The organism is Microvirga sp. RSM25, from assembly GCF_044784385.1.
GTDB lineage: Bacteria > Pseudomonadota > Alphaproteobacteria > Rhizobiales > Beijerinckiaceae > Microvirga > Microvirga tunisiensis.
The window spans coordinates 880,887-905,441 of the sequence record NZ_CP173040.1; the positions used below are offsets into that span (position 1 = coordinate 880,887).

The 24,555-nt window shown below is 63.7% G+C and carries 20 protein-coding genes and 8 pseudogenes; 16 read left to right on the forward strand and 12 right to left on the reverse strand.

Translation table 11 applies throughout. The features are described 5' to 3' along the window. The first annotated feature begins 9 nt into the window (after window positions 1-9). The 6 genes and pseudogenes from ACD578_RS30305 to ACD578_RS30330 all read left to right on the forward strand — a co-directional run bounded on the left by ACD578_RS30305 (window position 10) and on the right by ACD578_RS30330 (window position 4,866). A complete protein-coding gene (locus ACD578_RS30305; RefSeq protein ID WP_404295580.1) occupies window positions 10-1,080 on the forward strand; it encodes an IS110 family transposase in 1,071 nt (356 codons plus the stop codon). Between the two features lie 322 nt (window positions 1,081-1,402). Next, a pseudogene (locus tag ACD578_RS30310) lies at window positions 1,403-2,433 on the forward strand (IS3 family transposase); the annotation flags it as partial. A gap of 153 nt (window positions 2,434-2,586) precedes the next feature. Beyond that, a complete protein-coding gene (locus ACD578_RS30315; protein WP_404295583.1) occupies window positions 2,587-3,585 on the forward strand; it encodes an IS630 family transposase in 999 nt (332 codons plus the stop codon). A gap of 60 nt (window positions 3,586-3,645) precedes the next feature. Then, on the forward strand, window positions 3,646-3,804 hold the full coding sequence (locus tag ACD578_RS30320) for a hypothetical protein (RefSeq protein ID WP_404294671.1): 159 nt from the start codon (window positions 3,646-3,648) through the stop codon (window positions 3,802-3,804). Window positions 3,805-3,905: 101 nt separating this feature from the next. Continuing rightward, window positions 3,906-4,307, forward strand: a complete 402-nt coding sequence (locus ACD578_RS30325; RefSeq protein ID WP_404287080.1) for a helix-turn-helix domain-containing protein — start codon at window positions 3,906-3,908, stop codon at window positions 4,305-4,307. Further along, window positions 4,291-4,866, forward strand: a complete 576-nt coding sequence (locus tag ACD578_RS30330; protein ID WP_404293928.1) for an IS630 family transposase — start codon at window positions 4,291-4,293, stop codon at window positions 4,864-4,866. Before ACD578_RS30325 ends, ACD578_RS30330 begins: the two co-directional genes overlap by 17 nt. A gap of 290 nt (window positions 4,867-5,156) precedes the next feature. Here the strand turns inward: ACD578_RS30330 and ACD578_RS30335 are convergent, their stop codons facing one another. Next, window positions 5,157-5,921 (reverse strand): IclR family transcriptional regulator, encoded by a 765-nt coding sequence (locus ACD578_RS30335; protein ID WP_404294673.1) that lies wholly within the window; start codon window positions 5,919-5,921, stop codon window positions 5,157-5,159. A gap of 213 nt (window positions 5,922-6,134) precedes the next feature. On the opposite strand from ACD578_RS30335, the gene ACD578_RS30340 reads away from it, so the two are divergent. From ACD578_RS30340 to ACD578_RS30385, 10 genes and pseudogenes are all read left to right on the forward strand, one after another. Next, window positions 6,135-7,115, forward strand: a complete 981-nt coding sequence (locus ACD578_RS30340) for a Bug family tripartite tricarboxylate transporter substrate binding protein (RefSeq protein WP_404294674.1) — start codon at window positions 6,135-6,137, stop codon at window positions 7,113-7,115. 40 nt (window positions 7,116-7,155) lie between these two features. Then, window positions 7,156-7,665 (forward strand): tripartite tricarboxylate transporter TctB family protein, encoded by a 510-nt coding sequence (locus tag ACD578_RS30345; protein WP_404294676.1) that lies wholly within the window; start codon window positions 7,156-7,158, stop codon window positions 7,663-7,665. Between the two features lie 3 nt (window positions 7,666-7,668). Continuing rightward, window positions 7,669-8,190, forward strand: a pseudogene (locus ACD578_RS30350) (tripartite tricarboxylate transporter permease); the annotation flags it as partial. 198 nt (window positions 8,191-8,388) lie between these two features. Beyond that, window positions 8,389-8,454, forward strand: a pseudogene (locus ACD578_RS30355) (transposase); the annotation flags it as partial. Window positions 8,455-8,560: 106 nt separating this feature from the next. Next, window positions 8,561-8,743: a winged helix-turn-helix domain-containing protein gene (locus ACD578_RS30360; protein WP_404294822.1), complete on the forward strand. Its 183-nt coding sequence runs from the start codon at window positions 8,561-8,563 to the stop codon at window positions 8,741-8,743. Between the two features lie 38 nt (window positions 8,744-8,781). Next, entirely contained in the window at window positions 8,782-9,921 is a 1,140-nt protein-coding gene (locus ACD578_RS30365; RefSeq protein WP_404294966.1) for an IS110 family transposase, read from the forward strand. 282 nt (window positions 9,922-10,203) lie between these two features. Further along, a complete protein-coding gene (locus ACD578_RS30370) occupies window positions 10,204-10,803 on the forward strand; it encodes a transposase (RefSeq protein ID WP_404294678.1) in 600 nt (199 codons plus the stop codon). Beyond that, window positions 10,803-11,801: pseudogene (locus ACD578_RS30375) on the forward strand (tripartite tricarboxylate transporter permease); the annotation flags it as partial. The gene ACD578_RS30370 and the pseudogene ACD578_RS30375, both read left to right, overlap by 1 nt. A gap of 15 nt (window positions 11,802-11,816) precedes the next feature. Continuing rightward, window positions 11,817-13,004 (forward strand): CaiB/BaiF CoA transferase family protein, encoded by a 1,188-nt coding sequence (locus tag ACD578_RS30380; protein ID WP_404294679.1) that lies wholly within the window; start codon window positions 11,817-11,819, stop codon window positions 13,002-13,004. Continuing rightward, window positions 13,001-13,864, forward strand: coding sequence for a citryl-CoA lyase (locus ACD578_RS30385; RefSeq protein WP_404294681.1), 864 nt, complete (start codon window positions 13,001-13,003; stop codon window positions 13,862-13,864). Before ACD578_RS30380 ends, ACD578_RS30385 begins: the two co-directional genes overlap by 4 nt. A gap of 222 nt (window positions 13,865-14,086) precedes the next feature. Here ACD578_RS30385 and ACD578_RS30390 read toward each other — a convergent pair whose 3' ends face one another. The 11 genes and pseudogenes from ACD578_RS30390 to ACD578_RS30440 form a co-directional block, all read right to left on the reverse strand. Continuing rightward, a complete protein-coding gene (locus ACD578_RS30390) occupies window positions 14,087-14,230 on the reverse strand; it encodes a hypothetical protein (protein ID WP_404294683.1) in 144 nt (47 codons plus the stop codon). A gap of 256 nt (window positions 14,231-14,486) precedes the next feature. Continuing rightward, on the reverse strand, window positions 14,487-15,230 hold the full coding sequence (istB, locus tag ACD578_RS30395; protein WP_404294685.1) for an IS21-like element helper ATPase IstB: 744 nt from the start codon (window positions 15,228-15,230) through the stop codon (window positions 14,487-14,489). 13 nt (window positions 15,231-15,243) lie between these two features. After that, on the reverse strand, window positions 15,244-16,782 hold the full coding sequence (gene istA, locus ACD578_RS30400) for an IS21 family transposase (protein WP_404294687.1): 1,539 nt from the start codon (window positions 16,780-16,782) through the stop codon (window positions 15,244-15,246). 269 nt (window positions 16,783-17,051) lie between these two features. Then, a pseudogene (locus tag ACD578_RS30405) lies at window positions 17,052-17,278 on the reverse strand (hypothetical protein); the annotation flags it as partial. 13 nt (window positions 17,279-17,291) lie between these two features. Next, a complete protein-coding gene (locus tag ACD578_RS30410; RefSeq protein ID WP_404295586.1) occupies window positions 17,292-17,534 on the reverse strand; it encodes a transposase in 243 nt (80 codons plus the stop codon). A gap of 409 nt (window positions 17,535-17,943) precedes the next feature. Further along, window positions 17,944-19,092 (reverse strand): annotated as a pseudogene (locus ACD578_RS30415) (recombinase family protein); the annotation flags it as partial. Next, window positions 19,085-19,279, reverse strand: coding sequence for a hypothetical protein (locus ACD578_RS30420; protein WP_404294688.1), 195 nt, complete (start codon window positions 19,277-19,279; stop codon window positions 19,085-19,087). The pseudogene ACD578_RS30415 and the gene ACD578_RS30420, both read right to left, overlap by 8 nt. Window positions 19,280-19,327: 48 nt before the next feature. After that, window positions 19,328-20,125: an IS5 family transposase gene (locus tag ACD578_RS30425; RefSeq protein WP_404294689.1), complete on the reverse strand. Its 798-nt coding sequence runs from the start codon at window positions 20,123-20,125 to the stop codon at window positions 19,328-19,330. 90 nt (window positions 20,126-20,215) lie between these two features. After that, window positions 20,216-20,546 (reverse strand): annotated as a pseudogene (locus ACD578_RS30430) (DDE-type integrase/transposase/recombinase); the annotation flags it as partial. Window positions 20,547-21,091: 545 nt separating this feature from the next. Continuing rightward, window positions 21,092-22,105 (reverse strand): nodulation protein NodZ, encoded by a 1,014-nt coding sequence (locus ACD578_RS30435; protein WP_404294690.1) that lies wholly within the window; start codon window positions 22,103-22,105, stop codon window positions 21,092-21,094. A gap of 370 nt (window positions 22,106-22,475) precedes the next feature. Further along, a pseudogene (locus ACD578_RS30440) lies at window positions 22,476-24,519 on the reverse strand (carbamoyltransferase). Between the last annotated feature and the right edge of the window lie 36 nt (window positions 24,520-24,555).

Below are 24,555 nucleotides of genomic sequence, written 5' to 3' on the forward strand. Positions count from 1 at the left end.
GAATATCCCATCTCGAAACTGAAGATCTCGGGCGCCGTGGCCGAGGACGGCCGTCAGGGCGAAGTCCGCTTTCTCGGCGAGATCGACAATACCCCCGAGGCGGTGCGGCGTCTGGTCCACAAGCTGGCGAGCCGACACAGCGAATTGTTGTTCTGCTATGAGGCGGGGCCGACCGGCTATGGCCTGCAGCGCCAGATCAGCGCGTTCGGATACGATTGTGCGGTCATCGCCCCGTCCCTGATCCCCAAACGCCCGGGCGAACGGGTCAAGACCAACCGGCGCGATGCCTTGACCCTGGCCCGGCTGCACCGGGCCGGCGAGCTGACCGCCATCTGGGTGCCGGATCCGGGGCATGAGGCGGTGCGGGCGCGCGAAGCGGCCATGGCGGATTTGCGCGAGAAGCGCCAGTACCTGCAATCCTTCCTCCTGCGCCATGGGCGGATCTTCTCCGGCCGCAAGCCTTGGACCCGGGCGCATGCCCGCTGGCTTGCGGAGCTCGTCTTCGAGCATCCGGCTCAGTACTTGGTCTTGGGCGAATACCGGCAGGCGATTGCGGATGCCGAGGCGCGGTTGGAGCGGCTGACCCAGCAAGTCGCCGAGATAGTCGCGACCTGGTCGATGGCGCCGGTGGTCGAGGCCTATCAGGCCCTGCGCGGGGTAGCGCTTCTGACTGCAGTAACCTTTGTGGCAGAGATTGGTGATGTGCGCCGCTTCGAGAGCCCACGGCAGCTGATGGCCTTTCTCGGCCTGGTGCCGTGTGAGAGCTCGACCGGTGAGCGGGTGCGGCGGGGCGGCATCACCAAGGCCGGTAACACAAGGGTCCGTCGGGTGCTGATCGAGGGGGCTTGGACCTATCGCTTTCCGGCCCGGATGAGCCGTTTCCTGCAGGAGCGCCAGGAGGGCTTACCAGCGATCGTGCGGGCGATTGCCTGGAAGGCGCAGGTGCGGCTGTGCGCGCGTTATCGCCGGCTGATGGCGGCCGGCAAGCGCCAGACCGTGGTAGTAACCGCGATTGCGCGGGAGATGGCGGCGTTCCTGTGGGCGATCGGGCGCGAGATCCAACCCCGTTTGGCCGCCTAAAGGTGCACAAAGACAAGATCTCACAAAGACCTGGATCACGTTCGCCTGACATCTGTGATTGCGCAGCACCGGAGGCAGGGCCTCGGTGGGGAACCCTCGTTCGAATTGTGTGGCCGATGGGACACCATTGACGCCCGTCAACAGATCGAGGCAGCCCCGGACGAACACACGGAAATGCGGTCACCAACCCGCGCATCAGAGTCTGCTCAACCGTCGTCTTGCGGCTCTGCCTCCGGCCCTGCGCAATTGCTTCATCCTTGTATGCCCTGATCGTTGCAGAGGAGCGCACACCCACGTCCGACATCATTGACAACGAACATCAGAGTTCGATGTCCATCCCAACCAGATCACCCAGTGGAAGGCGCAGCTCCTCGACGGAGCGGTCGGCGTGTTCGGGGCCGAGAAGGCAGCGACGCCACCTGTGGACGTGAAGACGCTGCATGCCAAGATCGGCGAGCTGACCCTGGCCAATGATTTTTTAGAACACGCGCTCGCCAAAGTCGGAACGTGGCCGAGCGCAAAGCGATGATCGATCGCTCGCATGACCTGCCGCTGACCCGGCAAGCCGAGGAACTCGGGATCAGCCGGGGCAGCCTCTATTACCAGCCGCAGCCGGTCTCGGCGACTGATCTGGCCCTCATGCGGCGCATGGACGAACTGCATCTTGCCTATCCGTTCGCGGGCAGTCGGATGCTGCGCGATCTGCTGGTCGCGGAGGGCTTTACGGTCGGACGCCTGCATGTTTCCACGCTGATGAAGCGGATGGGCATGGAGGCGATCTACCGCAAGCCCAACACCTCCAAGCCAGCGTCCGGGCATCAGATCTATCCCTATCTGCTGCGCAAGCTGCCGATCACCCGCTCCAATCAGGTCTGGGCCATGGATATTACCTACATCCCCATGGCGCGCGGCTTCGTTTATCTGGCGGCGGTAGTCGACTGGTTCAGCCGGCGGGTTCTGGCCTGGCGGCTGTCGATCACCTTGGAGGCTGCGTTTTGCATTGAGGCCCTGGAGGAAGCGCTGGCCCGCTATGGCCGGCCGGGGATCTTCAACACGGATCAAGGAAGTCAGTTCACCAGCCACGACTTTACCAGCGTGCTGCTCAAGAACGAGATCGCGATCAGCATGGATGGCAAGGGCGCCTGGCGCGACAACGTCTTTGTCGAGCGGCTCTGGCGGTCCATCAAATACGAGGAGGTCTATCTGAAAGCCTACGACAGCGTATCCGAGGCCCGCGCCTCAATCGGCCGATATCTGACTTTTTACAACAGCCGGAGGCCTCATTCGAGCCTTGACCGGCAGACACCCGATCAGGCCTACTTTACCCCGCTGCCGCAACTCGTGGCAGCTTAACACGGCAGAGCCTCCACTTATCCGTCCGAAAACCCTGTTCAGACAAACCGAGCCTCCTCAGTGCATCGTTCCCCTCAGCCGCTTGAAACCGTTGGTTATTGATCCGAGCCTCATTGTCTTGAAAGGGTCTTGGTTGGCTCCAGCTTGATCGGCATGAAGCACGTGGACATGCGCAAGCTGCCGGCCGCGGCTCAAGAGGAGCGCCGGCGGCAAGTCATCGGGCTCCGGCAGTGCGGGCTGACTGACCGGGCGATCGCGGCCCAGGTTGGGCTGTCGCCAACCGGGGTGTTCGACATTTGCCGGCGGTTTGCGACCGAGGGCGCGCCGGGGCTGGTGAGCAAGCCCCGCGGGCGCAAGCCGGATGAGCAGCGCCTGCTGGATGCCGCTCAGGAGGCCGAGATTCGGCGCCTGATCTGCCGGCACACCCCGGACGAACTGGACCTGCCGTTCGCCCTGTGGAGCCGAATGGCGGTGCGTGCGGTGATCTGGCAGCGCTGTGGGATTGCGCTGGCCGTGCGATCCGTGGGCAAGGATCTGGCGCGCTGGGACTTCACCGCGCAGAAGCCGCTCCGGCGTGCGTACGAGCAGAACCCGGCCGCGGTGCGGCACTGGCTGCGGCGGGAGTATCCGGCCATCGTCGCGGCGGCCCGGCAGGCGCGGGGCACCATCTTCTGGGGTGACGAAACCGGTCTGCGCGCGGACGATGTGCGCGGCCTCGGCTCTGCGCCCCGGGGCCGGACGCCGGTGATCCGGGTCTGCCACCGGCGCGCCGGGCTGAGCCTGATTGTGGCGGTGAGCAATCGCGGCGCATTGCGCTGGATGATTGTCGACGCGGCGGTGACCGCCGCAAGCTTGATCCGCTTCCTGCACCGCCTGATCCGCGATGCAAAGCGCAAGGGGCTCCTGATCCTGGACCGGCTGCGGGTGCATTGGGCGAAGATCGAGGTTTTCTACCTGCCCGCCTACAGTCCGGAACTGAACCCCGTGGAGGGCCTGAACGCCGACCTGAAGCAGGTTGTCACCCGCCAGTCGCCCGCGCGCAGCAAACAGCAGCTCAAGCGGGCAACTGTCCGCCACATGCGCCGACTGTCGAACACGCCCGCCCGCGTCCGAAGCTATTTCAGCCACAAGGCCGTCCGCTATGCCGCATGATCAAGTCAATGAAGACCGGATCAATAACCATTAAAGTGCATGCTTTCATGCTGCCCGAACATGTTATCCCGCAGCGTCCATGAGGAGGCTCGCGATCACACTCGACAGCTTGCCGGAACGCCGCAGTTCGGGTGCTCGCGCAACGAGCCGAAGAAGGTCGAGATGTTCGCCCATCTCAAGACCACCATGTGTTTTGAGCGCATGCGCCTGCGGGGCTGACTGGCGCCAGGGACGAACTCTACCTAAAGCGCTTTTGATCTGGACTTGAATCCCTTCGGGTGGGCTGTGCGTTGACTGGGATATGGCCCGGGAGGCAAGCCATGCCCCAGCCCTATTCTCCTGATCTGCGTGAGCGTGTTCTGGTCGCCTGCGAGCGGGGCGATCTTCCTCAGGTTGAGATTGCCCGCCGCTTCCAGGTCTGCCCCGCTACCGTGTCAAACTGGCGCCGCCAAGAGCGTGAGGACGGCCGACGCTGCCCCAAGCCGCACAGCGGCGGCGTGCCCTCGCGCCTGGATGCAGCAGCTCTGGAGGTGCTGCGTCAGCTCGTGTCCGAGGACAATGATGCGCTGCTGCGCGAGTATCGCGAGCGCCTGGCCGAGAGAACGGGCGTGACGGTGTGTCTGGCGGTGATCTGCGAGGCGCTCAAGCGCCTCAAGCTGCGTCCGAAAAAAGACCCTTCGGGCGGCCGAGCAGGAGCGGCCCGAGATTGCCGCCGAGCGTGAGGCTTACCGCCAGCAGATGAGCGAGCTGCCCGTAGAACGCTTGGTGTTCCTGGATGAAAGCGGCGTGACGACCAAGATGGCTCGCACCCAGGCAAGAGCTCCACGCGGGCAACGCGCCTATGGGTCGATCCCGCTCGGCTCATGGCAGCGGCTGACGGTCTTAGGCGCACTCGCCTGTGAGGGCCTGGTGGCCACGATGAGCATCGAGGCGTCGACCTCGACCTCCGTGCTGCTGGCTTATCTCGAGCAGGTGCTGGTGCCGAAACTCCGGCTGGTGAAACCCGATGCCATTCTGGTGTTGGACAACCTGCGCCCGCATCGGGCCACAGAAGTGCGAAACCTGCTCGCGCAGGCCGGGATCGGGCTTTTGTACTTGCCGCGCTACTCGCCCGAGTTCAACCCGATCGAGCCCGCCTGGGCCAAGATGAAAGAGCGGCTCAAGGCGAAAGCGCCTCGCACTCTTGAAGCTTTGGAAGCGGAACTCAAACCAGCCCTCGACACCATCACCGCAAAGGATGCCCGAGGCTGGATCAGGCACGCCGGCTATGCCCTACACTGATCCCAAAAGCGCTTTAGCTGCGATTACCCAAAACTGAGACCTAGGGCGCGGCTGGCAGTGGCAGCGCTCGTCTGAGCGGGCCGCCAAGCTGAGGTCTGCGGCCCTGCTTCCGGCCACGTCCACTCCAGCCGCCAAAAACAGAGAGCTGAGGAGCCCAACGCCTCAACCAGCGGAGTTTTTCAACGGTATCGACCCGTTGCTGTCATTCAGGCGGCACGAGGTAACGATCCACTCGCTGTGCGGAGACCGAAGCTTCTGCCACATGTGTTTATGTTCGAGTCCTTCTCGATTTATGCTTGGTTCTGATACGCTACGCGCTCCAAGGTCAATGGATCGCCACCGAAGGCGCGTGTTGCCCGAGCCGCGGCCGTCAGGAGTGGGCGCTTCATCTGTCCAATGAAGTCGTCGCTGATACGCATCCGCGGTCCCGCCAGCGTGATTGCTCCCACGAGGGCAGCGCCGGGGCCGAACACGGGCACGGACAGTCCGGCCGTATCGGGGTCGCGGTCCCCGAGGGACACGAAGTAGTAATTTCGCCGGATCGTCTCGTAAGGCTCGCCCGCCTTGCCCGAGAAGGCCGCGAGAACACGTCCACCCGAGCCTACGTGCAGCGGCAGCACGTCGCCCTCACGTACATGATAGCGAATGGGGTGCTTGGACTCGATGCGGTAGAGACAGGTCCGCAGGTTCCCGGCCGGAGCATAGAACGCAACGCTCTCTCCGCTCTCCTCGGCCAGATCGTACATAATCGGCAGGAGGATGTCGGCCGTGGCGACCGATCTCTGGTAAATAGCCCCGAGCCGGAAGGCCCCTGACCCGATCCGGTAAAGGCCATCGGGCAGGCGCTCAAGCAGGTGGCCGCGGATCAGTGAACCCGCCAATCGCAGAATGGTGCTCTTGTAGAGCCCTGTTCTAGCCGAGATCTCAGCCAGGGACAGCGAGCGATCCTGCGGCTTGAAGGCGTTGAGGATCGCAATGGCCCGATCCAACGCTGCAACGCCATCCGACGATGCTGGCAGGGACGTCTCGCGATCCTGGCTCGTCTTGGGTGCCACCTTGATCCTCCTGGTCACCCCCAGATCGATACCGGATTGGGGCCGCTTCGTCCCGTTTGTTCTGTCAGGCAGAATATCATTCTGCCTGACAGAACAATGAGAAACTGGCAAGAGCGTGCTCGGACAAGCCCTACGAAGAAAAACAATCAAAGCGACCCCGGTCCTGTCCATGGAAGGTGCCGGTGGTTCGGCACCAACCCTCGGAGGAAACCAATGTTTGATCGCCGTACCGTTTTGTTAGGTTCGCTTGCCGCTAGAGCCATTGCACTGTCGCATTGGCCGCTGGATAAGGCCTTCGCACAGACCGCTGTCCCGCTTCAGATGTTCGTGCCGACCGCGCCTGGCGGCGGGTGGGACCAGACTGCCCGCACCATGGAGCAGGTGCTCCGGGCGGAGAAGCTCATCACCAGCGCCCAGATTACCAATGTCGGTGGTGCCGGCGGCACCGTGGGCCTGCCGCAGTTCATCAATCAATGGAAGGGCCGTCCGAAGGCCCTGATGGTCTCCGGCATGGTCATGGTCGGCGCCATCATCGCCAACAAGGCGCCTGTGAAACTGACCCAGACCACGCCCGTGGCTCGCCTGACGGGCGAGTTCCTCGCTCTCGTGGTGCCGGCGAACTCACCCTTCAAGACCACGAAGGACTTCGTTGATGCCCTCAAGGCCGATCCGGCCAAGGTCCCGGTCAGCGGCGGCTCGGCTGGCGGCTCCGATCACATCCTGCTGGGACTGATCGCAAAGTCCGTGGGCGTCGAACCCACCAAGCTCTCGTACGTCCCCTATGCCGGTGGTGGCCAGGCGGTGGCCTCGCTCCTCGGCAACCAGGTCGCGGCGGGCATCTCAGGCTATGGCGAGTTCTCGGAGCAGGTGAAGGTCGGCAAGCTGCGTCTCCTCGCCATCTCGGCCGAAAAGCGTCATCCCGGCATCGACGCGCCGACGCTTAAGGAGCAGGGGATCGACGTCGAGCTTTTCAACTGGCGTGGGGTCTTCGCTCCGCCCAACATCAACAATGATCAGCGCGCTGCGATGGTCGCCCTGAACGAGAAGATGGCCAACAGCCCGGGCTGGGCCGAGGAGGTGAAGAAGCGGGAGTGGACACCCATCCTGCTCACGGGCGACGCCTACGCCAGATTCCTCCAGGAGGAAACGGCCCGCATCGAGGCGATCCTGAAGGATCTCGGCCTGGCGACGTGACGTCGCCAGGTCCCAGCCGTCAACATGCTCAAGGAGATCCATGATGAATGACCTTCATCCGCGGCACCGATCGCTCGCGCGTATCGCTCCGGCAGAAGCCCTGATCGGGCTCGGGCTTCTGCTCCTCGCCGGACTTGTCCTCTGGCAGACGCTGTCAATCCCGGTCTCGCCCATGTACGACCAAGTTGGGCCGACGGTCTTCCCTTACATCATGACCGCCGGCCTCACCGTGTTCGCCGTCCTTCTCCTCGCGCCGGCCGCCCGTGGCGGCTGGCAGCAGCCTGACGAGAAGGAGGTGGCCGTGGATTGGAAAGCGGTCGTCTTTGTCACCGCTGGACTCATCGCCAATGTCGCCTTGATCGGACCTCTCGGCTTCTCGGCCGTGTCGACGATCATGTTCGCGCTCGTCGCCTACGGCTTCGGCAGCCGACGGCCGCTCCGGGACGCCGCGATCGGACTGGTTCTCGCACTCGCCGCCTACGTCGGCTTCGCCAAGGCACTCGGCGTCAATATCGGCGCGGGCGTCATCGAAAACCTGCTCGGAGACTGAGCCATGGGAACGCTCTCCCAGCTCGCGCACGGCTTCGCCGTTGCCTTCACGCCGTACAACCTGCTCTGGTGCCTTGTCGGAACCACGCTCGGCACAGCCATCGGCGTGCTGCCGGGCCTGGGGCCGGCACTCACCATCGCACTTCTCCTGCCGATCACCTTTCAGGTGCCGCCGGAGGCCGCGTTCATCCTCTTCGCCGGCATCTACTACGGCGCAATGTACGGTGGTTCGACGACGTCGATCCTGCTCAACACGCCCGGCGAGAGTGCCACGATCGTGACGGCGCTTGAGGGGAACAAGATGGCCCGTTCCGGCCGGGCCGGCGCGGCTCTTGCGACTTCGGCCATCGGCTCGTTCGTGGCGGGCACGGTCGGCACTATAGGCGTGACGTTCCTGGCCCCGATTGTTGTCAGCCTCGCCCTGCTGTTCGGCCCTGCCGAATACTTCTCGCTGATGGTCCTTGCCTTCGTCACCGTGTCGGCCGTGCTCGGCTCGTCCGCCGTGCGTGGCCTTACCAGCCTGTTCCTAAGTAGGTCATCATAAGTCTTGCAACGCGAGCACTGCGGGTGTTTCCTGGGGAGCATGCAACGACATGATCACTCTCCCGAGACGTGGCTCGACGAGGCGGATCGCAAGCGGCTTGCCGCAGCGCTTGCTGGCGCCCGTGAGGCCCGTGTTTATCGCCGCCTCGAGGCGCTGCTGCTGGTGGCCGAGGGGCATTCCATGGCCGAGGCGGCTCGCCGCTGCCGGGTCAATCGCTCCAGCGTGCATCGCTGGCTGGCGCAGTACCGGGCCGAGCATGAGGCCACTGCACTGATCGACCGGCCACGCAGCGGGCGGCCTCGCCGTCACCCGAGGCTTACGCCGCTGCGGCTACCAGGCTACGAGCTGGACGGTGCCGCTGCTGGCGCACGACCTAGCCGCGAAGGGCCTCGCCGTCAGCCCCCAGACGCTGCGGCGGCGGCTGCACGAGGCCGGCTATCGCTGGAAGCGGCCGCGCTATGTCTATGTCGAGCGCGCAGCTCATCTGCCGCAGAAAAAAGATCCTATGAGGCGACGGACAGCGGAACTCGGGTAGGGTTTCGGGGTCCGACATCCGAACCCTGGAGACGCCTCATGGACCTCTCAACCGTTGCTCTGCCGCCCGTCAGCGAGAAGCCTGCCACACTTTTTGTGGCCCTGGAATTGAGCAAGGCGACTTGGCTTGTCGCGCTCCACTCGCCAGCGGCCGACAAGGTCAGCCTGCATCGCCTGGCTGGGGGCGACACGCAGGAGTTGCTCACGCTGATCGCCCGCAAGCGCGATCAGGCGCAAACCGCCCTGGCGCGTCCGGTGCACGTGATGTCGTGCTACGAGGCAGGCTATGACGGGTTCTGGCTGCATCGTCTCTTGTGCGCGTCCGGTCTCGACAACCGGGTGCTGGACGCGGCCAGTATCCTGGTCGACCGCCGGTCACGCCGGGCCAAAACAGATCGGCTCGATGCTGCGGCGCTGCTGCGCACCCTGATGGCCCTCGACCGCGGGGAGCCGCGGGTCTGCCGCGTGGTGCGGGTTCCCAGTCCGGAGCACGAGGATGAGCGCCGGCGCAGCCGGGAGCGAGCCCGGCTTGTCAACGAGCGGGGTCAGCATGCGAGCCGGATCAAGGGATTGCTGATGACCCAGGGCATCCGCGACTTTGCGCCCACGCGGCGCAATTGGCGCGAGCGGCTTGCAGAGCTGCGCACGGCTGATGGGCGGGCTCTCGCCGCCTGCCTGACGGCCGAGATCGAGCGGGAGTGCCGCCGCTTGTGGCAGGTGATCGGCATGATTGCAGAGGTTGAGGCCGAACAGGTTCACGCCGCTGAGAAAGCGGCCACCGGGGCCGTCCAGCTAAGCCGGCTGCGCGGCATTGGCCTGACCAGCGCCAGCATCCTGGCCGACGAGGTCTTCTTTCGCAGCTTTCAGAACCGGCGCGAGATCGCCGGTTATCTCGGCCTGGCCTCCAGCCCCTGGAACAGCGGCGCGGTCAGCCGCGATCAAGGCCTTCAGCGATCCGGCAACCCCCGCGCGCGCCGCACCGCGATTGAGCTGGCCTGGCTGTGGCTGCGGCACCAACCCGAGAGCGATCTGGCCCGCTGGTTCCAGGAGCGCGTCGGCGCCGGCAAGGGGCGCATCCGCCGCACAATGATCGTAGCTCTGGCCCGCAAGTTGATGGTCGCCCTGTGGCGGTATGTGACGCAAGGGCTGGTGCCGGAAGGAGCGGTCATCAAGGGCTAGCTCAGAGTTCGACGCGTAGTGACCAGCGTTGCTCGCGACGAAGCAGGATGGATGTGGACCGTATGCCCCCCAGGGCTTTGATGCCGTCAAAAAGATGGGTTCCATCCCTCCTGGCCTCGCAGACTGACCCGTGCATGCGGGATATGGGTGCAGGCTCCTGGTGAGCCGACCGGATATGAGGTGATGTGGACTTTTGCTCCACAGCTGACCGCGAGGCCGATCCTGATGTCGTCTGCAAGCGATCCCGTCGCTGCGCACCACCCTTGACGCGATAGGCCTCATATGAGGGGGATCACCCGACGTCTGAAGGCGGGCTGGCACAGAGGCGATCGGCTGCTGTGCCTCGATTGGACGCTGTTGCGGCTGTTCCCGCCGCTGCGGGCGACCTGGGCGCTCAAGGGCACTCAGGCGGTCGTGCCGGTCACCGGCCGCAATGCCAAGCGGGTTCTGTTTGGGGCGATCGACCTGCAAAGCGCGCGCCGGGTGGTGCTGATCTGCTCCCACGCCGGTCAGGCCGATGCCCAGGCGTTCCTGCGTGCGCTGCGGCGCTGCTACCGCGGCGCCGGCTGGCTCTGGCTGCTGACTGATCGGGCGAGCGCCCACACCGCGCCGCAGACCCAGGCGCTGGCGACCCGGTTGCGCATCCACTTCGTGTGGCTGCCCCGGCAGACGCCCGAACTGAGCGCGATGGATCAGCTTTGGCGCGACCTCAAGCGGCTGATTGCAGCCAATCGGCAGGCGGCCTCAATCGATGCCCTCGCCGCCAATGCCGCAGCCTGGGTGCTGACGCTGACGCCGCAACAGGCATGTCGCAAGGCCGGCATGGCATCCAAACACTTCTGGCTCAGAAAGCTGTTGCAGAACTTTTGGCGACCTACTTAGGCTTCTACCTCGGGATGATCGGCATCGATCTCCAGACTGGGCAGCCGCGGTTCACCTTCGGCCTCACCGAACTGCTCGACGGCACCAACGTCATCGTGGTGGCAGTCGGCCTGTTTGCCGTCGGAGAGACGCTCTACGTGGCCGCCCGTCGCTACGTGGGCAAGGACGAGATCATTCCCCTGCGCGGGTCGCTCTACATGGCGGGGGAGGAATGGGCGCGCTCCTGGAAGCCCTGGTTGCGGGGCACGGCCATCGGGTTCCCGATCGGAGCCATGCCGGCTGGCGGCGCCGAGATCCCGACGTTCCTCTCGTACGTTCTCGAGAAGCGCCTGTCGAGGAAACCCGAGGAGTTCGGCACGACGGGCGCCATCGAGGGGGTTGCCGGACCCGAGGCCGCCAACAATGCCTCCGCGGCAGGTGTCCTCGTACCGATGCTGACGCTGGGCCTGCCGACCTCGGCCACGGCTGCCATCATGCTCTCGGCTTTCCAGAGCTACGGCATCCAGCCCGGGCCGCTGCTGCTGGACACCCAGCCCGCGCTGGTCTGGGGCCTCATCGCGAGTCTTTACGTCGCCAACGTGGTGCTCGTCGTCCTGAATCTGCCGCTCGTCGGACTGTGGGTCCGGATCCTGAAGATTCCCGCCCCGCAACTTTATGCCGGGATCCTCGTGTTCGCCACAGTCGGCACCTACGGCATCTCGCAATCGCCGATCGACCTCATCCTACTGTATGTCCTCGGCGGCGTCGGCTTCCTCATGCACCGCTTCGCCTTCCCGACCGCGCCGGTCGTGATCGGGATGATCCTGGGGCCGATGGCCGAGACTGAGTTCCGCCGCGCGATGACGATCTCCAACGGCGACTGGACGATCCTGTTCACCCACCCGCTCTCCGGCGGGTTTCTGATCCTCTCCGTCATCGCGCTGTTCGGCCCGCGGCTCTACGACCTCATCCGGTCCTGGCGTGGTCCGCGCCCGGAGCACGTCCCTGGCGATGCATAGAAAGAGGATAATCGAATGACACCACTCCTTCACGGCATTCGCGTCCTTGATCTCACCAACATCCTTGCGGGGCCATACTGCAGCTACCAGTTGGCGCTCCTCGGAGCGGACGTGATCAAGCTCGAGGCCCCGAACGGCGGCGATCCTGCCCGCCAGCTCGGCGCCTCGCCCGACCTCAACAAGGCCGCCATGGGCACGTCGTTCCTGGCCCAGAACGCCGGCAAGCGATCCATCGTCGTCAATCTCAAGAGCGCCGAGGGCAAGGCACAGTTCCTCGACCTGGTTGCGACGGCCGATGCCCTCGTCGAGAACTTCCGCCCCGGCGTCATGGACCGCCTCGGGCTCGGCTACGAGCGGCTGCGGAGCGTCCGCGGGGACTTGGTCTACTGCGCGATTTCCGGCTTTGGCCAGACCGGGCCGATGCGGGACAATCCCGCCTACGACCAGATCATCCAGGGGCTGTCCGGGGTGATGAGCATCACGGGCACGCCGGACACTGCGCCGCTGCGGGTCGGCTATCCGGTCTGCGACACGCTCGGCGGCCTCTTCGGCGCCTTCGCGGTGGTTTCCGCGCTCCTGCGCCGCTCGCGCACCGGCGAGGGCGCCTTCCTCGATGTCTCGATGCTCGAGTGCACGCTCAGCGCGTTGGGCTGGCCGGTGTCGAACTATCTGACGGCCGGCGTCGAGCCCTGGCCCATGGGCAACGAGAACATGACGGCCGCCCCCTCGGGCGCCTTCGAGACGGTCGAGGGGCTGCTTAACATCGCAGCAAACAAGCAGGAGCAGTTCGTCACCCTGTGCGGCCTCATCGGGCGGCCGGAGTTGGCGACCGACCCTCGCTTCAGCGAGCGCGAAACCCGCAAGCGCCATCGCGCCGAGCTGAAAACGCTGATCGAGGAGGCCCTGGCCTTGACCGTGAAATCCGCGGCGGTCTGGGAAGATCGGCTCAATCGGGCGGGTGTTCCGGCCGGACGGGTGCTGACGATCCCGCAGGTTCTCCAGGAGCCACAGGTGACGTCGCGGAACATGACGACGCACTTCGAGTCCGTCGCTGGTGACCGTCCGCTGACGGTGATCCGCGGCGGCTTCCTCGTCGACGGCGAGGCGCCCCGGCCGCTTCAACCACCGCCGAAGCACGGCGAGCACACGGACGACATCCTGGCGGACGCCCGCCGGCAGCGAGAGACGAGGAGGCAGGCATGACCGAGCGGACGCGCAAGGAAGGCCGCGAGCGCGGCGAGGAATGGTGGTCAACGGAGATCATCGAAATGCAGCCCGGCATGATCCGGCTGCGGGGCTACCCGATCGAGGATCTCATCGGCCGGGTCAGCTTGCCGGCCATGATCTGGCTCATGCTCCGGGGGGAACTGCCGACCGAGGCTCAGGCCGAGCTCCTCGGCACGGCTTTGGGGGCGGCCGTCGATCATGGTCCGCAAGCACCCTCGATCGCGATCGCCCGCATGGCCGCGACCTGCGGCGTCGGCATCAACAGCGCCATGGCGTCCGCCATCAACGTGCTCGGGGACGTGCATGGCGGAGCCGGCGAGCAGGCGCTCGGCTTCTTCGGTGACATCGCCGCCGCGACGGATGCGGGCCGGCCCCTGAAGGGCGCCGTGGCGGACCGGGTCGACCGCTTCTTTGCCGAGAACGGCTATGTGCCGGGCCTCGGCCACCGATTCCATCCAATTGATCCCCGTGCGCCACGGCTGCTTGCGCTGGTGCGCGAGGCTGCCCGCCAGGGCACGGTGTCAGGACGCTTTGCCCATATCGCGGAGGCGGTCGAGGCGGCTGTCGAGCGCCGCAAGTGCAAGCGGATCCCGCTCAACATCGATGGCGCCACGGCCGTCATCTACGGGGAACTCGGCTTCCCGCCCCCGCTGACGCGCGGCCTCTTCGTCCTGTCGCGCTCGGTCGGGATCCTCGCTCATGCCTGGGAGCAATCCCAAAGGCCGGACCGCAACAAGGGCCCGCTACCACGCGAATGGCTGTGGTCTTACCAGGGCACCCCGGAGCGCAGGCTTCCGGAGACCCAAACCTCGCAGCCGTCATCGGCAAACACATGAACACCGGCTCATTCTGAGGAAGCCATGACACGCCTGACCCGCCGCTCATTCCTGCACGCTTCGCTCGGCGCATCCGTCGTATCCCTCAGCAGTACCCAGCTGTCCGCCCTGCATGGGCTCAGACCTACCCGTCGCCCAACGTCAGGATGGTCGTACCCTACGCAGCTGATGCGGATACGGGCCGCCTCGGGATCTGGGAGCCCGCGCCATGGATGCCTATCTCTACGCCAGCGATTTGAGGGATGCGGAATGGGCGCTGATGGAGCCGCTGGTGCCCGCAGCCCCCAGGATCTCGTCCTTCTGCCAACCTGTAATATGCTCGGCTCCCATGTTCCAGGTCGTGACGTAGTCCTGCGGGTCGAGCATGCAGATCGCTTAATCAGCCACGGCATCCTCGAGTGCTCGAAATTCGTATCCGGGCATGATAAGTGCGCATTCCAGGGATGGTGATCGGTGGCTCGACACGATCGTGATCACTCATTCCGGTGATCGTGATCACCGTCAGCGTTGACCTGGCGGTGCGCTGATCGGAGTGAAGCGGTCCGTACCGCTGGCAGTTGTAAGGTGGTCTGGAAACAGGCGTCAGGTCAAGCCCGGCGCCAATCATCAAAGGTCTCTCGGATCATGCCACACTCCTGTCGCCGGCCCGGCGGCGCAGACTGTCGCCCTTGAGTTCAATCCGATGCGCATTGTGAATGACGCGATCCAATATCGCATCTCCAAGAGTCGGATCCCCAATCACATCGTGCCAGTGTGACACGGGAACCTGACTGGTGATCAGCAGCGAGCCCTTGTCGTAGCGGTCATCGGCGATCTCCAGCAGATCCCGGCGCTGCTCGGCGGTGAGCGGCTCTGGGCCCCAGTCGTCGATGATGAGCAGATCCGTGCGCTCCAGGGCGCTCATCAGCCGGGCCAGACGGCCTTCGCCGCGGGCCTGGGCCAGATCAGCAAACAGGCGCGGCGCCCGGCGATACAGAACCGAGAAACCGTCGCGGCAGGCCTTGTGGCCGAGCGCACAGGCGAGCCAGCTCTTCCCCGTTCCGGTCGGGCCGACAATCGCCAGGTGATTGTGATCGCGCACCCATTGGCTGGTGGCCAGCGCCTGGAACAAGGCCCGGTCAAGGCCGCGCGAGCTGCGGTAGTCGACATTTTCGACAGTGGCGCTCTGGCGCAGTTTGGCCGCGCTCAGGCGGCGTGCCAGACGACGGTTGTCGCGGAACGTCGCTTCCCGATCGACGAGAAGACCGAGCCAGTCGGCATGGGGCATCGCGGCCGCGTCGGGGTTGGTCTGCAACTCGAGCAGCGTGTCGGCCATGGCGCTCAGGCCAAGGGCGCGCAGGCGTTCGACGGTAGGATGAAGCAGCATGAGGATCTCCTGATCAGTGATAGTAGCCGGGGCCGCGGATGTTGGCGTGGACGAGCACCGGCGCGTCCTGCGCCGGCTCAGAGGCCTTGGGCGTGCCGCTCTTCAGAATGGTGGCAACCGAGGTGTAGGACCGGGTGTTGATCGCCAGAGCCTGCGCGCAGGCCGCATCGACCCGCTCGGCCCCATAGCGCTTGACCAGCCCGAGAATGCCGATCGCCGAGCGGAAGCCCTGCTCGGGATGCGGCCGGGAGCGCAAGATGACGTCGATCAAGGTGGCCGCGTCGGCTCCGACCTTGCCCGCCTCGCGGCGGATGCGCTCATGCGTCCAGTCGCGGTAGCGCCGATGCGAACTCGGCATGTGCTCGGCCACCGTGCTCGGCCGATGCGGACGATGGGACCGCACATGCGAGGCCACGCGCTTGCCGCGCCAGAAGACTTCGACGCTGGTCGCCGTGATCCGCGCCTCGACCTCCTGCCGAACGAGGCTGTGCGGCACGCTGTAGTAATGCTTGGCGATCTCGATGTGATAATCGAGACCGACGCGGCAGCGCTTCCATTCCGCATACTCGTACGGTTCGGCCGGCAGCGGCAGGAGCGCCGGGCGGTCGAGCGTCTCGAACAGCTCGCGCCGGCTGCGGCCCCAGCCGCGCAAGGGCCGCTCATTCAGGTCGCGCAGCAGATCCTGGATGGCCGCGTTGAGCGCCGGCAGCGAGAAGAAGCGGCGGTTGCGCAGGCGGGCCAGGATCCAGCGCCCGACCACCTGAACGCCGACCTCGACCTTCGCCTTGTCGCGCGGCTTGTAGGGCCGGGCCGGCACGATGGCGGTGCCGTAGTGGCGTGCCGCGTCGGCATAGGTGCGATTGACCATCGGCTCGTGGAAACACGCCTTGGTGATCCCGGCCTTGAGATTGTCGCTGACCGTCTGGCGGGTGGCGCCGCCCAGGAAGGCGAAGGTGCGCACATGCGAGCCGATCCAGTCCGGCAGGCTCTGGGTGAAGCTGGCCTCGGCATAGGTGTAGTTGGAGGCCCCGAGCACGGCGACGAAGATCTGGACCGGGCGGACCTCGCCGGTGAGCCCGTCGATCACCTCCATGGTGTGGCCGGAATAGTCGACGAACAGCCTCTCGCCGGCGACGTGGACCTGCCGCAGGGTGGGCTTGAGCCGGCCCGCCCAGTCCTTGTAGTGCTCGCAGAACCAGGAATAGCTGAAGGCCTCGGGCGTGCTGTCGCAGTATTCCTCCCACAGGAGCATGAGGGTGACGCCCGGCCGGCGCAGTTCGCGATGGACCAGGGTCCAATCGGGCTGGCTGCGCTGCTCAGCGGGCAGGTCAGAAGCGGGCGGATAAAGCCGGTTCTCCAGCAGGACATCATCATCGAACTCGGGCGGCAGCGGCCAGGTCAGGCCGGCGCGTCGGGCGCGGTTGATGTACTTGCTGATGGTGCCCTGGGCCAGACCCAGGCTGGCAGCGGTGGCGCGCTGGGAGAGCCCGACACCGTGGTGCAGGCGTAAGACTTCACGGATGTGGCGCATCGACAGTCTCTCGGTGGGCATCTTGGACCTCGGCTGGAAAGCAAAAGCCAAGATTACCGTGGGTTGCGGACTGCCGGCGGCAAGCACCTCTTCACGATCTCAGAAGGCTGATCACGATCGCTGGAACGGGCGATCACGGCCCTCTGGAAACCATGATCACGCCACCCTGGAATGGATGATCACGATCATCTGGAAACCATGATCACGATCGTCTCGAACGCGCAATAAGGAAGCACGGGGCATAGCTGCAGCAGTCAAACAGGATCCCCTATCCGGAACAGGCGTCCGGCTCATCGGGTGCGAAGTAGTGTCGTTGCCCCTTGAGGAGCGGACATGGCTTCATTGGTTTGACGGGCTGCGATGAACTCGCGGCGTGAACGATAGCCGCGAGCCCGGTGCGGATGAAGCTGGTTGTCATGAGCAACCCAGCCCGGCAGCGCGGCCATCACGGATCTGGCATCCGGGCAGAACTCACGCGGGCGTAATCGCGCTTGGTCGTACGCACGAAGGCCTCAGAGGCTGGTGAGCAATTATCTTTCCTTTCGCGTGAGGCGACGCAGCAGGATGCGGCTCATGGCGAGATAGAGCAACATCTCGCCGGTCTCGACCAAGCGTTCGTAGTCCTTGGCCAAGCGGCGGTTGCGCACGAGCCACGCGAACGTGCGCTCCACGCTCCCCTGTACAATGGTGCTTGGATTTGAACTTTGGATCTCCGCCCGTGCCTCCTGATGGCGGAGGTGGAATGCGGAACACAATCTCGACTTGGCCTTCATCAATCTCGATGCGGCGGACCATCAGCCGGATGATGTCGCGTCTGGCAGACCAGTCGAGCAGGTCGAGGTTCTCACGGACTGTCATCGAGAAGTCCTCTAAGCGACCGATCACCAGGGTCAGGTCGCGTCTGGCCTCACTGGCAGCTGCCAAGGCATTGCGATGCTCCTCCAACTGGGTGATCCGGGCCCTCAGGTCGGCGACCCGCGGCTCAAACTCCACACGGTCAATCACGCCGTCAGCATACCCGTCGATCAGCCGCCCGACCCCGCGCCGCAGGGCGCCAATGCGGCGCTCAACCTCCCCGACGTCGGCATCGGGTTGACTCTCCGATGCGAGGTCCGTGAGGCGGCGCCGGTACTCGTGAGCGATCCGCTGTGGATCATTGAGAACCGCCTCGATCTGGGCCCACACGACGCGCTCGAGACGATCACTGCGCACCGGGCGGTTGGTGCACACCGCCTTTCCGTCGAACCGGTGTCCATCACTGCCGATGCAGCGATAGGCGCCGTAACCGAAGGCATCGGGGCGATGACACTCAGCAAGCCCAGGTGTGGCTTTACCGTAATAGGCATAGCCACACCGCCGACACACAACCAGCCCCTGGAGCAGCCACCCTGGCCCTCGGCTCTGCTCCCGCTTACGCCGTCGGTTCTCCTCAAGCTGCGCTCTGGCGGCCTCGGCGACCGCGGGATCGACAAGGGCTGGCACCGGCACCGCCACCCAATCCTCGCTTGGGACCGGCACGCGTGTGGTCGGGCGTGAGGAATGAGTCGGGTGATTGCGGATCGGACGCAGCCGCGGCTTTGGCTCGATCGCGCGAAAGCGGCCATACATGGCTGTGCCGGTGTAGGCGGGATTCTCGACCATGCCATGAAGGGTGGAGGCCCACCACCGTGTCGTGCCCGAACGGGTTCGGCATCCCGCCTGTTGGAGCCTGCGACAGACCTCGCGCAGGCTGAGGCGGTCGAGCCCGATCCAGGCAAAGATCAGGCGGACAAATCGCGCCTCCTCGGGCACGATCTCGAGCCGAGCAACCCCATCTCCTCGCTCGCGGGTGATGTAGCGATACCCGTAAGGTGCGCCTGCGAGAGCGCTGACTGAACCCATCCGCGCGGCATGGCGCCGTCCCCGTCGTCCCCGCTCCAGGATCTGGGCGCGCTCGTACTCGGCAATGACGCCTTGGATCTGGAGCAGGAGGTCGTCCTCAGGGCTGGCGCCAATGGGCCGGTTGAGGAAGGCGACCTCAACGCCGGCGCGCCGGAACTCCTCCATCAGCAGGGCCTGGTGCGCATGACGCCTGGCGAGCCGGTCGGGTGCGAGGACGTAGACACGGTCGATGTCCCCGGCGAACGCTGCATCGCGCAGACGCTCCAAGGCCGGACGCACCAGAGAGGATCCGCTGTGGCCCTCGTCAATGTAGGCGGCATCCGGGAGCATTGTGACGCCATCGGCCGCGATCCGCTCGCGTAGGGCGGCGACTTGGCTGGCAATGGTCTTGTCACGGGCCTGAGCCTCGCTGGACACCCGTGCGTAGAACGCAGCCCGACATTCAGCCATGCTCAGCCCTCCTCTTTGCGGCCGGCCGGGTGATGGCCTCTGGCGCGGCTCTGGCGCCGGCCCTGATGACCTTGCGGGTGATGGGGACGATTCGGGCGTATGTCTCGGCCACGCACTGCGGGCTGAGCCTCGTGCTCTCGAAGGAGATCCGCGCCACCACGATTGGCTTTTGTGTCGACTGGACCATGGGCATCTCCGCCGGTGCCGGTCCTGGGACCGGGTGGTGGATGCTGCCTCAACTGGGCCAAGGAGCCCGTGTTCCGGAGGGGCCTGGGCAGAGACTCGCGAGCGACCACGGCTGACCACTCGAAGCCGAAACTGGCAAGATTGTACGGGGGAGCACCACCCACCTTCGCGCGAGCACTTGAAAGCCACTCGGGCGAGTCGGCGGCTCTGCGTCAGCCCGCATCCAGGTGCCGCCGCTCCACCAGTGCTGCGGAATGGACAATTGCCAGCCCAGCGCATTGCGCAACCAGTCCTTCAGCCCACGATATGCCGTGTCAGCCCACATCCGCTCGATCACCGGAAAGAGATGCTGCAGACCCTCCAGCAGAAACTCGGCCCCGGCGCGATCATGGATGTCCGCTGGATGCACCCGGTTCTTCAGCAGATTGCCTTGCGTATCAACGAGAAGATGGCGCTTGCGGCCCTTGATCTTCTTGCCGCCACCGTATCCGCGTGGTCCGCCCATCTCAGTGGTCTTGACCGATTGGCTGTCGATGATTGCCGCTGTCGGTTGGGGCGAACGGCCCATTGTGCGGCGGTAGCTCTCGCGCAGTACCTGAGTGACGTGCTCCCAGGTGCCGTCCTCGCGCCACTGGGCGTAGTGGTAGAAGACGGTGCACCGCGGAGGATACTCGTGCGGCAGCAGCCGCCATTGGACTCCGGTGCGCAGCAGATAGAAGATCGCATCGACGATACGCCGTAACGGATAGGTCTGCCGCCGCCCGGCCGGATGGCTGCGGGGGACAAGCGGCGCGAGCAGCGCCCATTCGGCATCAGTAAGATCGCTGGCGTAGGAACAGACATCCATGGCGGGGCTCCTGGATCTTCAAACAGCCCGCATCCGCTTCAGCGGCCCAGCGTAGAACCTATTCTGAATCAACGGCTTTCCCCGAGCAATAAAATTGCTCACCAGCCTCTCAGCCATGCCATTCGATTGCGGGCCCCCAGCGGCGTGGTGCGTAGCTCCCGTCCAAGCTCCCGGGCAAACGACTGGGTTGGCCCCGCCCCATAGCAACTTCCGTTGTCGGTCAGCCACTCGATCGTATGCGGCAGCTGGTTCACCGGACCGAAGCGATGCTCGACCGCGCTGAGATCAGATCATAGACATCCTCGCCGTTGATCCCTTCTGTGGTGGCGACATAGCCCAGGGCCTCGCGGTCACAACCGTCGAGGGCAAACACTCCCCGCACCGTCTCGCCATTGTCACAGCCGAGCTCAAACCTGTCCGAGCCCTAACCCCAGCGGACGCTCCACTAAGCGAGCCGAAAACGCTGTTCAAACAAACCGAGCTGCCTCAGCCGTAATGCGCCCCTGGTTTGTCGCAAATGTTTAAGTGCGGTCGGACGGAGGTCCGTCAGCCATCTTTGGAACATCGGATCCACATGCGAGTTCTTTCAGCTTGGTCGTAGTTCGATCAATGCGCGGGGAAGGAGTTATTGCGGCTTAGCGATCCGCGCGTGCAGAGAATCAAGCTACAGCCCACCTCATTCCAATTTACCCTCTCCTGATCGAGTTGGGTCCGCACAACCGGGTGAGCCGGCGGATGGAATCCGACGAATCGTGCGCCTTCTTGGAGCAAGAATAGTACGTTAGAAAGGACAGCACGCCGCATTGTCGCATCCGCACGTTAGCAACTCAGACATCACCGACCCCACACACAAATTTCAACTGCGAACTGGCGCCGTGAATATGACCCTCTGCATCGCTTGGTCCCGCGATGCTACGTGAATGCAAGCGCCGCCTATATGCTCGCCTAGGGTGCGGGCTACAAGTTTCATAGAGGCGGGTACTCATCAATCACAATCAATCGACCTGGATCCTTCAAATCGAACTCAATAATGCGCGGCACGAAGAGGCGGGCGTAGCGCGTGAAGGCGCTAGTCGGCGGGAAGCGGATTACGGTATCGCAACGCCCAAGGAGATACATCTCGATAAGAGCGGAAACTCCGCCGTCGATACCGAGCGCTGCGCTATGTAACGGCCCGGCCTGATCCACCTGGAACCTCTTTGGGATTGTCAAAAGGTCCGGAAACACACCCGCCACATGATCACGCACCTGCGCGCTGTCCGTACATAAGAAGACCATCACTGGTCTCGGATGCGGTAGCGCTTTAGCCTTACGAATGGCGGCGCATACCTGTTGCAAGGCGAGTTCCGGATGGGCCCAGTACGGCGTGTGCTCCATAATATCCTCGCCGTTTCCATGCCGAACATGAACTCCGATTACGCTGTGTCCCTTAAAGTGCTCCCGATAGATGGCGTCAATCTGAGCTTGAATTTCAGATTTCGGCTTGATGCTCCGAAATATCTGGCGCTCGGCACCCTGATCGCAACGCCACATCAAACATGCATCACACACAACGGTGTTGGCTTCACTATCGCCTTCGGCTTGGAAGAGCAGACTTAGGTCATCACGCTCACGAAAAACTTGCTCATCTGGGCGGTAAATCCCGTCGATGGATGGCTTATTCCACCATGGCGGAAAGAAAGGACCTGGGAATAAGATCTGGTTGATCGAGTCATCGCAGATGACCGGTACGCCAGCGATTTCTTCAATTCTTTCGAAAAAAACGGGAAAAGCGTTCGTGAAGGGTTGATCGAGATAACAGGAGCCACGCCAATCGATGGCTAGCACTCGCCCGGTCCGCTGCGCGTAACTCCAAGCTGCTGCCAGCGACCACAGGCAATCACCAAAACCAGTACGCCGTCGAGAAACAACGAACCGATCCTTCATCAAGCCACTAAAAAGCATTTTCCTTGCCTCGTTCCGGGAAGTCGCATGGGTCATGACGTTACGAAGACCTTATTATGGCCTCACCCGATGCTGTCATTTGCGATCGTGATCCTAGCCAAAGGACTGGTGAGACCTTCTTTGCATCGCACTGGAGGTGATAGACTCTCGACGCCGTTACTTCTTCTCGCGGAAGGTTTACCGTCGACGTGCTTGATTTCAGTCGGAGGGCATCCTAATTTCCTCAATAATGTACTATGCTGACCAAAAGTTCTGGTGCAGGGGCGTGTTGTCCTGCGGGCCGGCTTCTGCTGGGCACCTGTTCACGACTACATCCACGAGCGTGGCGGCCGGATACGCCGGCGTCAGGTGCCCAGCTACCTGTCGTATGTGGAGATATGGGGAGGACAATATTCACGAGTGCCTGTTATGCATCGTGGATCCCTTCTTGACCCAAGCGAGCAGCGTGCGGGGGATGTAGCCGGACGTGGCGCTGCTCCCACAATCCCCGCAACTCACTGACGAGATCCTCACGCCTAGCCTGATCAAACGAACTTGTATCGAGGAGCTCCTTGAGCACCGCTTCGCCCTCAATGCGCATCAGCAGATCAAACAGGTCGTGTGAAATTCGCACACTGTCACTGCTGGAGTGGTTAGCACGGATCTCGCAGGCGGTCTCTTGGCAATCTGACGCTGTGAATGCGCGGGTTCGATGCAGCGATATGTAAGGCGGCAATGAAATCGCGAGCGCAATCCAATCCTCAAGCGTCGGAGTCCGCTTTTTTAACCAGGAAGGGCCCAACCACAAGTCCATCCAGTTCTGTCGTCAGAAATGTAGCAACCGCGTCTGCAACCGAATCCACGATCGGTTCGGCATTGTTGTTAAAGGACGTATTGAGCAGAATTGGGGTGCCTGTCCGCTTCTTGAACGCATTGATGACCTCCCAGTAAACGGGATTGGCGTAGCGCGATACAGTTTGCAGGCGAGCCGTACCGTCGACGTGCGTAATGGCGCCGAGCAAGGCGCGCTTTGAGTCACGCACGCGAACGACGAAATTCATGAAAGGAAATTCATGCCTACCGTCCGGGAGGTCGAAGAATTCGCTCGCATCCTCCTCCAGCACAGACGGCGCGAACGGTCGATAGCCCTCGCGCTTTTTGACCATCGCGTTGATCCGGTCCTTGTTTGCAGCAGGTCGCGGGTCAGCAAGAATGCTGCGGTTACCAAGGGCGCGTGGCCCGAACTCCGAGCGACCCTGCACCCAGCCGATCACGGCCCCGGTAGCGATCCAGTCGGCTGCACTACTTGCCACGTCGTCAGAGCTCTCAACCTCGAGATGTCCGGCCCATGCATCCAGTTCCTGTTGCACGGCGCGGGCGTTGCCGAGATCAGGACCCCAATAGACCTGCTGCAATCGCTCACGCGGCGCGCGGCGGCCCATCCCGTTAGACACTATCAGCGCAGCGCCCAACGCGCAGCCAGCGTCATGAGACGCGGGTTGCACGAAGATGTCTTCAAAAAGCCCGGAATACAACAGCTTACCGTTCATCGTGCAGTTATGGGCAACCCCCCCAGCCAGGCACAACCGCTTCATACCGGCAGCCTCACGGTGATGCCGGAGAATGTGGAACACGATCCGCTCAAGCGCTTCCTGCACTGACGCACTCACATCTCGATGCTGCTGGGTGAAGGGCATTCCCTTTCGCCTGACCTCGATGTTGCGGAGCAACGCCGGACCGATGCGGTCGAGGTGAACACGGTAGCCACCGCCGCTGGCGGAGAGCTCGTAGAACTGCTCAAAGAGCTCGCGATAGCGAGCGGGATCCCCATAGGGGGCGAGTCCCATTACCTTATACTCGTCGAACAGGCCGTAGCCGAGATACCGGATCGTCTCGAGATAAAATAGTCCAAGAGAATTGTTCTCGGGAAAAGCCTCGAGTTGGGTAATTCCTGTGCCAGACCCTACCGCCACGAGGCCGGACAGGAAATCACCACAGCCATCAATCGCCAGAATAAGACTTTCCTCGAAGCCCGACATTGCAAAAGCGCTCACGGCGTGCGCCTGATGATGACTTACAAATGAAATGCGCGAACTGTCTAACTCAGTACCGAATTCACGCGCTAACAGGTTCTGCACCAGCGCTTTAGCACCCGACGGAAAGGAGCGAATGTCCGGGTAGGAAGTTGACATACCTTCAAGCATAGCGTTGGCATAGGGCTCGCTAGCGTAGACCGCGACACGATCAAGGTCGCTGAGCTGAACCCCCGCCGCTGAAAGACAGTATTGAATTGAGTGACTTGGGAACTTGTTGGAGTGTTTGATCCGATTGAGGCGTTCCTCTTCTACGGCGGCTATCACCTGCCCGTCTCGGACGAGCACTGCGGCGCCATCGTGCATAAAGGCGTTCGGAAGCTCGAATCGGTTTTCATGAACCTGGTCAATTCCGCCGCTAATTCCTAGACACAGCATTTCTTTCTCCATCCATCGTAACAGGCCGGCACTATT